The 14,203-nt window shown below is 33.1% G+C and carries 6 protein-coding genes; all 6 read left to right on the plus strand.

Annotated elements, in window-relative coordinates:
* Nucleotides 1-59 precede the first annotated feature (59 nt).
* A complete protein-coding gene (locus tag BWZ22_RS11675; protein WP_083692322.1) occupies nucleotides 60-2,069 on the plus strand; it encodes a C10 family peptidase in 2,010 nt (669 codons plus the stop codon).
* Nucleotides 2,070-2,091: 22 nt separating this feature from the next.
* Entirely contained in the window at nucleotides 2,092-3,132 is a 1,041-nt protein-coding gene (locus tag BWZ22_RS11680; protein WP_076700187.1) for a LamG-like jellyroll fold domain-containing protein, read from the plus strand.
* Between the two features lie 698 nt (nucleotides 3,133-3,830).
* Complete coding sequence (locus tag BWZ22_RS11685) at nucleotides 3,831-4,889, plus strand: GntR family transcriptional regulator (RefSeq protein ID WP_076700189.1); 1,059 nt, start codon at nucleotides 3,831-3,833, stop codon at nucleotides 4,887-4,889.
* A 171-nt stretch (nucleotides 4,890-5,060) separates the two neighbouring features.
* Nucleotides 5,061-9,110 carry a two-component regulator propeller domain-containing protein gene (locus BWZ22_RS11690; RefSeq protein WP_076700190.1) on the plus strand — a complete coding sequence of 1,350 codons (4,050 nt, stop codon included), beginning with the start codon at nucleotides 5,061-5,063 and terminating at the stop codon, nucleotides 9,108-9,110.
* A gap of 366 nt (nucleotides 9,111-9,476) precedes the next feature.
* Complete coding sequence (locus BWZ22_RS11695; RefSeq protein ID WP_076700192.1) at nucleotides 9,477-12,587, plus strand: TonB-dependent receptor; 3,111 nt, start codon at nucleotides 9,477-9,479, stop codon at nucleotides 12,585-12,587.
* Nucleotides 12,588-12,598: 11 nt separating this feature from the next.
* Nucleotides 12,599-14,197 (plus strand): RagB/SusD family nutrient uptake outer membrane protein, encoded by a 1,599-nt coding sequence (locus BWZ22_RS11700; protein WP_076700193.1) that lies wholly within the window; start codon nucleotides 12,599-12,601, stop codon nucleotides 14,195-14,197.
* Nucleotides 14,198-14,203: the final 6 nt, after the last annotated feature.

Below are 14,203 nucleotides of genomic sequence, written 5' to 3' on the forward strand. Positions count from 1 at the left end.
TATTTAGTGATTTGTAAAAATCGCTTAGATAGCTATTTGCCAAATTTAAAAGAGTAAATATGAAAAACTTCATTAGTAAATCACAAAATGTTATAATCAAGACACTATTGTGCTGCATATTAGTTAGCTCATCTTTGTTTGCTCAAACCAAAGCGCCTTTTATGACAGATGTTTGGGGAGGTGTAAATTGTTATGATAATAATGGAAACTCTGTTTACCCAGGAAATTATTATACTCCAAATCATTGTTCAGCTGGTTGTGTTGCTATTTCAATGGCTCAAATTTTATATTATTACCAATGGCCAATAATAGGCGTTGGTAGCCATGTTTTTTCAGATAACTATAACGGAGAATTAAGACGTCACGCTGTATTTTTTGATACCATTGAATACGATTGGTCTAACATGCTCGATGAATATTATGGCAAACCATCAACAGACATAGAGCAAAGGGCAATAGGAGAGCTTTTCTACAGTACAGCTACTGCTCTAGAAATGGATTTTGAACCAAGTGGTTCTACCTCCAATCTAAATAAAACACCTTTTGTTTATAATAACTTCTTTAGATATGCTTGCCATTATGAAGATGTGAGTTGGCCTTCTTTTTGGGATAAATTAAAAGAAAATGTTTTAGCAGGATACCCAGTACCTATTGCTATTAGCGCAACAAGAACAGGAGATGGTCATGTTGTGGTGGCTAATGGGTATAAAGAAATAGACGGTAAACCTTACTATTATTTAAATTGGGGTTGGTACAATGTTAATAATATAAATGGTTGGTACAATATTCAAGGTTGGACAAGTGAAACTGGAGGATATAATACGGTTGATGGCGCTGTTTTTGATATTATGCCTAATCCGCAAATTACATCAATTGAAGCAACTGGAACTGGAAATGATTTTACTGTTAATTGGGAAGTAAGCAGCAGAATTAATTGGAATGAGTTTACACTAGAACAAAAGGTAGATCAAGGTAATTGGGAAGAAGTTGCAAATGGTATAACGTCTAAGTCTTATACAATAAATAATCCTACAGGTGAGGTTTATCAGTTTAGAGTTAAAGTTATGATTGACGGCCTATATTATGAAGATTCGTGGTCTGAAATTGAGGCTTATGCTGTAAGTGGTGGTTATGATGGTTATGGTAATTTTGGTGGTAAACAGTATGCTTATGCTAGACAAACTCCGGATAATGATTTAAACTTTACTAATGATTACACTTTTGAAACTTGGATACGATTAAAAGATGGTAATAGTAATGGTAATGTTATTATAGACCAACAGCCTGTTTTTGGTTTAGAAATTACAGATGTTACAGCTACAGACTACTCAGTTAAATTTATTTCTCATTCTAGTGGTGCAGAATTAATTTCTAGTGCCACAGGTAATAAATTAGAGAATAATAAATGGGTTCACATTGCTGTATGTCATACCACAAATAACACCAAGCTTTTTGTTGATGGTGTATTAAGGCATGAAGACACCAGTACAAATTTTAATTTAACTAGCTCTAATTCAGCACTAAATATTGCAGAACGTTATAATGGGGGGTATTCTGGAAGAATTATAGCAGATTTAGACCAAATTAGAATTTCAAAAACCGCAAGATATACCACAAATTTTACTCCCATAAAAGAGCAAATATATCTAGTAGATGAAAATACCGTTTTATACCTGCCTTTTCAAGATGTTCATAATATTAGGCTAAAAGATAAAGCTAGTAATTTAAGCGTAATAGTTAAAAATGACACAGATTATGTTGAATGGAATTTTGATAAAACCAGCAGTACATTATCAAATGAATCATTTGAGTTGATTAAAACTTCACTAAGCGTATTTCCTAACCCAGTTACCAATAATCATTTAGAAGTTGCATTCAATAAAGAATTAGATATAAATGCCATCCAATTTAAGGTGTTCGATATTCATGGAAGACTATTGGGTGTTAAGTCTAATAAAGTAGGAATTAATACTTGGCAATTAGACATACAAAACGCCAATTCAGGAATCTATGTTTTGCAAATACAAGGAGATGGTTTTACTGCTAGCAAGAAAATAATGATAAAATAATTAATCCTTAAACCCTTAAATTATGAAACAACAATTACTAACATTTTTAGCAGTTACGTGTTTAATTTTGGTCTCTCATGCTCAAGATTATTGTCTTGAACTTGATGAAGCAAATGCACAAAGAGTAAGGTACTTGACAAGTTCAGGAGATATTTTAGATACAAAATTAAATGGTGCAACAGATTACACCATAGAAGTTTGGGTAAAACCAACAAGTACAGATATACACAATAATGTAATCTTAAAAAGGTGGAATCAATTTGCTTTAACCTTATACCAAGATGATAACAAAAGATTTTACTTTACTCATTACGCACCATCTACAACTGGTGCTAATACATACGTTAACACAAAATACAACGTAATTAATATAAATGAATGGAATCATTTAGTAGTTATTAATGATGGAACTGCCAATACTTTAAAACTATATGCTAATGGAGTAGAAGTAACAGGAGATACTTCTGGGAACCCAACCACTCAAACAGCACTACCATTAGATGCTGCTCCTAGTGCTTCAAATTTATATGTGGGGTATGGAGGAACAGGAACATATTTAACAGCACAGGTAGATAAAATAAGAATAAAAAATACAGCCGAATCTATTGCAAGTTTGCAAACATCTGTAACAGACGCTGCATATACAGTAGACGCCAACACAGCGGTATTGTATAATTTTGATGAAGGCAGTGGCTTAGCATCTGTAAATGAAGCAGATTCTGAAAATGGCATTTTTCAATGTAATGCAGGAGATTGTGTTGCGGGTGAAACTTGGTGGGTTGATTTAAGCACTACGTTAACCTCTAAAGCATTTAATACTACTAGTTTTAAATTATTTCCAAACCCTGCTAAAAATAAACAGTTTATTGTTCAAGCTAAAAACAATGAAAGTTTATTAGGAATAGTAATTTATGATGTTTTTGGAAAGACAGTAAAAAAAGAAGACTTTAAAAGTACCACTTTTTACACTGATATTAATGTTAATAATTTAAAATCAGGGGTTTATATTATTAAAGTGAATACAACTGAAGGCGTTGGGACTCAAAAATTAATTATAAAATAGCTTTTAGCAAATACTGAATAAAAAGCCTTATGTAAGTTTAATTTACACAAGGCTTTTTTTTGATAGTAAAACAAATTTTTTGGTGCTTTTACTAATGTAACGTGTTTTGTTGTTAAAAATCGTTAATAGTTTATATTAATTGAATATTGATTTATACAACAAATTTAAAATGGTTTCTAAGTTTATAAATCTTTAATTATTTAGAAGAAAATAAACTATGAATCTAATAAAAATGTAGGCTTCTCCAAAAAGGGGAAGCCTACAATCTGTTTAGAAAATATTATTAAAAAAAGTATGAATCAAAAATAGCTAACCTTTAAAAGGTTTCAATTTAAAAAATTGTCGAAGCATTAACAATTAGAGATTGGAAGCGTAATCTTGATGTGTAAATGCTCATGATATTGAAGATTATTTAATAATCAGTTATCGCAAAGATTTAGGTCTGGAAATTACCTTCGATGAAATTGATAATATCTTGGAAATGTGTTTATAAGTAGTTAGAAACAATTTTTAATGTATTCATTTAATTAAGGCTCCAAAGAATTGTTTTTTGAATCTTAGCATGATATGTATTAAAAACTAGAAGGGTGTGTCGCGTTTTGATGTTTGTATTTTTTGGTACCTATTTTGTATGTTTTAACTCTTCATTTATAATAAATTGCAATCAGAATTTTTCTCGATGTTAAATTATTTGAACTATGAAAAAAATTATTGATGAAACAAAATATATTGATATTAATAAAAATTTTAGAGTGCCAATGTACCAACAAATTGTGGATTCTATAATCAATAATATATCAAATGGAAATATTGAATTAAATGAAAAATTACCATCAATAAATGCTATAAGTAAGAGATGCTATTTGTCTCGAGATACAGTTGAAAGAGCATATCGTATTCTCAAAGAACGCAATATCATTGTGTCAATACCCAGAAGAGGGTATTATGTGTCAAAACCAGAAACGCTCCATAAGTCTAAAATTTTGTTTTTAGTAGACAAATTAAGTTCTTATAAAATGAAGGTTTATAATTCATTTCTTGATAGGATCGGTCTTAATTCAAAAATAGACTTAGTAGTGTATCACTGTGATGAGTCTTTCTTTTTAAATACTTTAAGGAACAATAAATCAGGCTATGACTTCTATATTATTGTACCCCATTTCAAAATAGACAACTTACATCATGCAAGCTATACAGAAGAGGTCGTTCAGGCTATAGACGCCATTCCGAAGAATAAGTTGATGATATTAGATAATTTGATGCCCTCAATGGGAAATGACGTTGCGGCAGTATATCAAGAATTTGATAAAGATATATATGAAGCTTTAAATGATGGTATGGCTAAAATATCAAAGTACAAAAAAATGGTTTTAATTTATCCAGAAAATTCTGTTTACCCCTTTCCAAGAAGGATTTTGCACGGTTTCAGAAAGTTCTGTTTGGAGAACGAAATCGATTATGAAATTCTTAATGAACTGTGCGATGGTATGTCATTTAAAAAAGGAGATTTGTTTATAATAATGGAGGAGTCAGATTTGGTTGACTTAGTGAATCAGATAAGAGAAAAGAGATTTAAGATAGGAGAAGAAATAGGAGTTGTTTCATATAACGATACACTGCTTAAACAGCTATTGGGCATAGCTGTTGTATCTACAGATTTCAAAATAATGGGGGAGATGGCTGCTCAAATGCTTTTAAAAAGACAAACCAATAGGGTAAAAGTCCCTTTTAGTTTTATAGATAGACCTTCAGTCTAATCAATATACAGATAAAAGGAATATTCAAAAAAAAGACCTATTTTTAAAGTTTAAATTTTTATAAAAAAACAATAAAAGTTGAACTTTAGCCTTTCCTTTGGGTTAAGGAAAAAATTTTAATTAACTTTTTCAGCTTTTAAAATATCATTACTTAATCAGTATTTTTTAAATATGCGAAAGCATTTTATTATATTCTTTGTTTTTGGCTTTATAGCATTTGGGGGCTCACAAAACAATATCTATAAGTTTAAACACTTATCCACCTCCGATGGCTTATCACAAAATTCAATCATTGCTATAAATCAGGACAGTTTAGGGCAAATATGGATAGGTACCAGAGATGGTTTAAATAAGTACGATGGCAGTGAATTTACGGTTTATAGACATGATAAGAACGACTCTTTATCCATAAGTAATAATGATATTTTTTGCATAGAAAATGATAGCAATGGTTTTATCTGGGTTGGAACTCACAAGGGCTTAAATAAATACGACCCCAGAAAAAAAACCTTTAAAACTTTTCTGAAAAATAGGCAAAGTACCTCACTTGCTAGTAACCGTATTTTGACTGTTAAGGAATTAAAAAATAAAGAGATTTGGGTTGGTGTTCCTTCAGGATTATCAGTTTACAATGAAGCAACAGATACCTTTAAAAATTATACATTACAGGGTCAGGTATATTCTATTTTTGAAGCTAAAAGTGGAGCTGTTTTTATAGGTACAAGTAAGGGACTAGTGAAGCTTTTGCATAAATCAAAGGAAAGGTATAGTTTCCAAACGATTGTAGGAACGGAGGGGATTGTAGTACAAGCTTTAGAAGAAACCGAGCTTGGTAACTTGCTTTTAGGTACAGAAAAACAAAGTATTTTAGAATATAATCCAGATGATGGAGTCTTAAAGCCTTATTTAGACGAATTTACATTAAAAGGAAATAACAAAAATGTAAGGCAGTTACTGTTTGATGGTTCTGGAAATTTGTGGGCAGGCACATACCATGGTGTACAGGTTATTAACCAAAATAAGGATTTATTTGCAATATATAGCAGTATTAATGATGATGAATCCATTAGCGGGAATTTTATAAAAAGTTTGTTCAAGGATAGAAAAGGCTCAATTTGGGTAGGAACCTATCATGAAGGTCTCAATATTTGGGATGAATCCAATATTAATTTTATAAATATTATCCGAAAATCAGGCGGCAAAGGTTTGAGTTTTAATGCTGTAAGTTCCATCGTGAATCATGACAGCATAGTGTTTTTTGGAACAGAAGGAGGAGGGATTTCTATTTTAAACACGAGAACTAAATCTTTTGAGTATTTAACAACAAAAAATTATCCAAATCTTAAAAGCGACAATATTAAATCTTTGTTCTTGTCAGAAAATAACAATATTTGGGCAGGTACATTTAAAAACGGGCTGGTAGTATATGATATTGTAGAAAAAAAAATAAAGAACAATTTATTACCTAAAAAGTTACTTGATTATACAGATAATATTGGTATAAATTCAATTAGTGAAGACGTTAATAAAAATATTTGGATAGGAACTCGGGGAAGGGGTGTCATAAAGTATAATGCTGTTAATAGGTCATTTAAGATTTTAAATAGTAGGACGAATAAAAATATAAGCAACAATATAATAAGGGCTGTATATGTGGACTCTAAAAATAATGTTTGGGCAACTACTGCAGAAGGTTTGAACTTTATTGGAGTAAACGGAAAAGTAAAGAATTATTTTTATGATGCTAAAACTAAAGTAGGAATAAGTACTATTGCTGTTTTTGAATCTTATAACGGCATTATTTGGGTAGGTACAGAATTTGATGGACTTTTCAAATTATCTAATAATAAATTTGTTCCGGTAAATTTAAGTATTGACGATACTACAGTAATGGGGATTAGAAGTATTGTTGAAGATGAAAAAGGGCTTTTATGGCTCAGTACAACTAATAACGGAATTATTTGTTTTAGCCCTCAAAGGAATCAGATTATTAAAAACTATACTCAAAAAGACGGACTTAAAGGTAATCAATTTAACAATAATGCTAGTTTACGTATTGGAGGTTCAAGCTTTATATTTGGAGGAGGAGCAGGCGCGTCTTATTTTGATTCAAACAATTTAGTTGAAAATGAATATGCGCCACAAGTGCTCCTTACCGATTTTAAAATAAAAAATAAATCTGTAGGTGTGAACAAAGGTGGGGGCTTGCTAAGCGAAACAATAACTTACACCGATAATGTTGAACTCTCTCACGATCAAGGGAGTTTTAGTATTACGTTTTCTATGCCCAGTTTTATCAATTCAAGTAGGAACACATACTTATACCGTTTAAAGGGGCTGGAAGAAGAATGGATAGAAACATCTCAAAACACAGCATTTTATACCATCCAGAACCCTGGAAATTATACCTTCGAGGTAAAAGGTATAAATAATGATGGTGTTGCTAACAATGCACCTACAACCTTAAATGTTAGGGTAAACCCTGCCCCATGGCGATCTTGGTGGGCGTTTTTGTTTTACGGAATATTTGTTTTTTTCGTATTGTATTATTTAATGAATATTTTAAAGTCAAGAACCAAGTTAAAGCACCAGTTGGCCTTAGAACAAATTGAAGTAGAGCAAACCAAGTCCGTCAATAAAGCAAAATTGGAGTTTTTTACCAATATATCTCATGAATTTAGAACGCCACTAACGCTAATACTTGGGCCACTAAATCAAATGCTCGATAATTACAGGGGAAGCAGTTCCATGTACAAAAAATTGAAAGTAATAGAGAGTAGTGCCAACCATTTACTTCAACTTATTAATCGTTTGATGGATTTTAGAAAGCTTGAGAATAATTTAATGAAACTAGAGGCAGCTGAAGGCAATGTGGTAAAATTTATGCAAGAAATATATTTATCCTTTTCAGAATACGCCAAGAGTGGAGGTTACGATTATACTTTTCAGACGTCTTCTGATAACATCCAAATATACTATGACCGTTATAAATTAGAACGGGTGTTTTATAACCTGATTTCAAATGCGTTTAGATATACGCCAAAAGGAGGGAAAATAGTATTAAAAATTATAGAAGAAACTGGTAAAATTTGTATTCGGGTTGAAGATTCTGGTGTCGGGATAGCAGAAGAATATCGAGATAAAATATTCGAACGTTTCTTTGAATTGCCCATAAACAGAAAGCCGGACAAAGATTATAACAAGGGAACGGGGATAGGTCTATCTATAGTTAAAAATATTGTTGATTTGCATAAAGGACAAATTAAGGTATTCGATAATGAAGTTGGGACGGGTTCTGTTTTTTCAATTGAACTGCCTTTAGGCAGAAAGCATCTTGAAGATGAAGAAATTATTCAAGACTTTAAGTTTTCTGATGATTTGGAACAGTACGTTAGTCAGTTAGAGGAACAAGAGACGATACTTGAAAAGGATGCTTTAGAACGGAAACATGTTGATGAAAAGCCTACTGTACTTATTGTAGAAGATAATAAGCGGCTTAGAAAATTTATTGTTGATATTCTTATAAATGACTACAATATTTTAGAGGCAGAAAACGGCAAAGTAGCCTATAAACTGGCTATATCAGAGCAAGTAGAGCTTATAGTAAGTGATGTAGTTATGCCAGAAATGACGGGTACCGAGTTGTGCTCTTTGGTAAAAGAGAATATAAGAACTAGTCATATTCCCGTAATTTTGTTAACATCAAGATCTTCGTTGATTTTCAAAATGGATGGACTGGAAAGTGGCGCAGACGATTATATAAGTAAACCATTCAATGTAAAAGAGTTCAAGCTTCGAATAAAAAATATTTTGAGTACTATATTGCGCTTAAAGGAGAAGATAAACTCTAATGAAATACTACAGCCCGGTGATATTGTTTTGTCTTCTTTAGATGAAAAATTGTATAAAAAGGCACTTGCTATAGTTGAAGAAAACATAAGTAACGAACAGTTTGATATTCAGTTTTTTTGTGAAGAGTTAGGTGTTAGTAGAACTGATTTGTTTACAAAAGTAAAAGCATGGACTGGTTTTACCCCTAAAGATTTTATTCAGCATATCCGGTTGAAAAGAGGGGCGCAATATTTAGAACAAGGAAAGTTCAGTATTTCCCAAATTAGTTATAACATAGGTTTTAAAAACCCAAAATACTTCAGTAAATGCTTTAAAAAAAAATTTGGAAAAACTCCAACCGAATACATCAAAACTTTTTCTGATTATTAAAACCCAACTTTTTCTTAGTTTTTTTCGTATGGTCTAAAAAAAAATTATAGTTTTTTTGGCAATCCCTTTTTAAATGGATTTCCACACCCCTTTTTTGTATTTATTTCCCCCTTCTATTATTTAGTTTTGGAGTAGTTAAAAAATTAGCTAAGCTCAATGTATGTTAGGTTCTGGATATATAAAGAGGATCAATTAAACTAATGAAAAACAAGAAAATAAATTTTTGGGAATTCGCTATAATCATGATTATGGTGCTTGTTTCCTTGGTGCTTGTATATTTTGTAGTCTAAAGAATTCATGAGTATATATGATATTATTAGGGTGGTGATTTTGACCTATCAAATGAATTAATTTAAACTAAATTATATGTTAAAACTTAAACTAAAAATGAAACACAATTACAAAAAAAGATGGTGTGTTTCTGGGCTAACATGGATAGTTGTGTTCATGTTGTCCAGTGCCATTGCTATTGAGGCTCAAACACAGCAACAAGTGGCAGGAAGCATTTATGATGCCAATGGAATCCCGTTGCCAGGTGTAAATGTTATACAAAAAGGAACTAATAACGGTGTTTCCTCAGATTTTGATGGAGAATATGTAATAAACCTTAAAACTGGCAGTAAAACATTGGTTTTTTCTTATGTAGGTTACAAAGCTCAGGAAGTTCATGTTGGTAATGAAAATATTATTAATGTAACATTAGAAGAGGATGTTGCAAGTTTAGATGAAGTAGTTGTTATTGGTTATGCGGCGATTGAGCGTAAAAAAGTTTTGGGAGCAATGTCGGGTATTAAATCAGAGAGCATTGAACAAGCCACCCCTGTACAGGTTTTTGAAGGTGTGCAAGGAAAGTTAGCTGGTGTACAAATTCTTACTAACAATGCTCCTGGTTCTGGTTTCGATATCAGGGTTCGTGGGGTGTCTACTTTTGGAAGTGGTACTAGTCCGCTGTATGTTGTCGATGGGCAACAGCTTGAAGATATTGATAATCTTGATCCAGCTGATATAGCATCTTTTGAAGTTTTAAAGGATGGTGCCTCGGCAGCAATCTACGGGTCGCGAGCGGCTAATGGTGTGGTATTAATCACAACGAAGTCTGGTAAATCAGGCGACCTTAGCTTAGAGGTTACTACTACTACAGGTGTTAATAATTTGGTTGGCGATTTGCGTGTTTCAAATACCAAACAAAGAATAGCCATGGATAGGGCTAGAGCAAACGACCCCACACAACTTACCACTCGAGAGCTAGACTCCTTAAGTTTACTTAATAGAAATTCTTATGATTTACAGAAATTGGTAATGCGCCCCGCAATAAGGCATCAAACTAATTTAGCGTTAAGTGGTGGTGGCGAAAAAACAAGATTTCGATGGAATACTGGGTTTGTTAATGAAGAAGGGCTGGTTAGAAATACTGGATATAAAAGAATTAATACCCAAGTTAGGTTGGATTCTGACGCCACAAAAACATTAAAGTTGGGAACTAGAATAAACTTGTCGTATGATGAAGCTAATGGTATATCTGAAACCTCAGTTTTGCAGCAACTAGCAGAACGTATACCCTACTACCCGTTATATGAACCAGATGGTTCATTTACACCCAATTTAGCAGCACGGGCAAATATTCTGGCCGAGGCAGAATTAAGAACTCTGAAAAATAGAAATTACCGTATGCAATTATTTAATTATGCAGAGTTAGAAATACTTCCTAAGCTTAAAATAAGATCTACCTTAGGTGTGAATTGGAGGCTTTTGAAGCGAAACGATTTTCGACCTCAACGTATATCAGGATCGTTTGAGAGTGGAGATCCTAATGGTAGAGAGCAGCAAGATATGACTTACGATATCCAGCAAGAGAATATTCTAACCTATAAAAACACTTGGGATAAGCACGATTTACAAGTTATTAGCGGTATGCAAATTCAAAAATATTTTAGAGAGTATTCTGATTTTCGATCTCTAGAATTTACTAATGATTTGGTTTCTACGTTCAATAATGCGGCACCAGGAACGATAACGTCAAATAATTTTGATGAAAGACATAACTTATACTCTTTATTTGCTGGTTTTAACTATGATTTTGACGATAAATATTTAGTAGGAGCTACAATCCGCCGGGATGGATCATCAAGGTTTGGTAAAGATAATAAGTTTGGTTATTTCCCTTCTGCAACTTTAGGGTGGAGAGTAAGTAACGAGAATTTCCTTAAAGGAAATAAAACTGTTAATAATTTATTGATAAGAGCAGGGTATGGTGTTGTGGGGAATGAGCGTATAGCAAATTATGATGCCTATAATGCTTTAGAAACAGGATTTACTTACAACGGTATTAGTGGTATAGCACCAACACGTTTAGGTAACTCAGAATTAGGTTGGGAAGAAACTACCTCTACGAATTTAGGTTTGGATTTATCTATGTTTAAGAGTAGGCTGGAAATAAATATTGACCTTTGGAAAAAAGAAACCAAAGACCTTTTAGCCGTTGTTCCCTTGCCTGAAGAGTCAGGTTATTCGGGTATTCGTAAAAACGTAGGAGCTGTTAACAACAAGGGGATAGACTTCAATATAAGTGGAACCATTCTTAAAACTAAAAATTTCTCTTGGAGTAGTAATTTCAATATAGGGCTTCTTGAAAATGAAGTGGTTAAGTTAGATGGAGGAGTGCCGTTTGAGAGCGGACAGTATAGAATAGAAGAAGGGCAACCTGTTGGTAACATCTTTGGATATGTGAATTTGGGTGTTTTTCAATATGATGAGTCTAATGCATTTACACCTGAGGGGGTACAATTAACACCCAATTTTGATGATACAGGCGCATTTGTTAATTATACGCTTAACGGGTCTAATTATACTGGTGATGTAAATCAAATAAAGGCTGGTAATAGAACTCTTGAAGGAGGTGATATTATTTGGAAGGATACTGATGGTGATTTTAATATTACTGTTGACGACAGGGAAATATTGGGTAATGGTTTATCAACCATATATGGTGGGTTTTCTCATGATTTAAAATATAAAAACTTTTCTGCTAGTGTGCTTTTTGATTATAGTTTGGGGCAAGATATTTATAGACGTTGGGATGAGACTAGAAACGATTTAAACTCTGGAGGAGAAACCCCAGGGCCTGATCGTATAGAAGGCGCTTGGAGAAACCCTGGAGATGTAACTGTTTACCCACGTTTAGATCGTGTTGCACAAAATAGAAATAGACCTAATAGTTTCTTTGTAACCGATGGTAGTTATATTAAATGGAGATATATAAAATTCAGGTGTAATCTATCTAAGGATTTGTTGAGTAGGTTAAGTTTTGTAAAAAAGGCTTCCATAAATCTTGCTGTTAATAATGTTTTAACTTGGACAAACTATATCGGATATAACCCTGAAATAGGTAACAGAGGTAATGCATTGCAACCCAATGTAGATAATTTAAGATACCCTAATGATCGAGAAATCATATTAGGATTAAGCGTTAAATTTTAGAAAAAAATAACATGTTAAAAGATAGTAAATTCAATCAAATAAAAGGTATTGCATGTCTATTGCTAGTATTGGTTAGTGCTTATTCATGTGAAGACCTTGTAGAAGAAACACCAATTAGTGAAATATCACCAGATAGTTTTTTTACCAATAACGACAATCTTGAAGCTGCACTCATGGGAGTTTACGATGGTGTTCAAGGAACTTATAGAGATAAAACTTTTTTTTGGGGTGAGTTCAGATCCGATAACCATGCGCCTTTTGGTACAGCGAATCAAGATCAAATAGAGATAGTTAATAATAACATTACTCCAGGTAATGGAGCAGTAAGATGGGATAGATTGTATCGCTCAATAGATCGCGCCAATGAGGTTATTAATAACGCCCCAAACATACCCAGTGTTAACGAAAATTACCTAGCAGAAGCTTTAGCACTAAGAGCTAAAATGTATTTTGACGCTGTAAGAGTATGGGGAGCTGTTCCATTATTCACTAAATCTGTAGAACAGCTTTCAGAAGCTTTAAAACCGGTTACTGATGGTGACATAATTATGAATGAGGTGGTTATTCCAGATATGTTGCGTGCTGAAGAGTTGATGACCACACGAACTAATAAATTTAGATTTTCAAGAGCCAGTATCTATTGTTTGCAAGCCGAGGTTTATATGTGGTTAAATGATTATCCAAAAGCTAAAAAAGCCATTGAAAACATGATGGCTTTAGGTGAGCACCGTTTGGTTACCACACCAGAAGCATGGGATGAATTGTTCTATAACAATCCAGATGAAGCTACTAGGTGCCCAGGGTGTTTAGGTAAGATTCAAGAAGGTCCAGAACTTATTTTATCTATACGTTATGATGTTGAGGAAGATAGAGATTTTGGAGGGTCTAGAAATAATAGGTCTGCCATTAGAGAACTGTTCTTTGGAGGGATTCCATCTTATGTTATGTCACCAGCAGTAGAGAACAAGTGGCGTGAAAAATTTCCAATAGACTCTACAGAGTGGGTTACTAAATACCCTAATACAGATCCTGCGCTAACAAAAATTGAATTTGTAGATAATGGAATGGGGGGAGTTGACGAGGTAGAAGTCCCTGTTTACGGTGATTGGAGATATTATTTCTCGCGCCAAGGCCGAGTTGAAGGTTTTGGAAGTGTAGAAATAGGTGAAGCTAGAACAGCAAAATGGAATCAAGTAAATTTTGATCGTAATACTGATGACACAGATATAGTATTATACCGTTACGCTGATATGATATTGCTTTTAGCTGAAGCAGAAAACTTCCTGCAAGCTGATGGCGCAGCAGCATTGGCTCTTGTAAATCAAATACGAACCGCCAGACAATTACCTCTAGTGGATGAAGCAGAATTTGGGGCAACACAAGATGAGCGGTTAGATTTTATATTAGACGAACGCCAGTTTGAATTATTTGGTGAAGGTAAAAGATGGTGGGATTTAGTTAGAAACAACAAAGCTATGGAGGTACTAAATCCAATTTTAGAAACGGTAACAGATGCTGCACCAATTACTTCAGAAGCTAGGTTATTATGGCCTATACACAATGAGCATTTAATAGAGAACCCCTTATTGGATCAAAATCAAGATTATTAAAAAGTA

Origin of the sequence: Seonamhaeicola sp. S2-3, from assembly GCF_001971785.1 — a bacterium.
Classification (GTDB): domain Bacteria; phylum Bacteroidota; class Bacteroidia; order Flavobacteriales; family Flavobacteriaceae; genus Seonamhaeicola.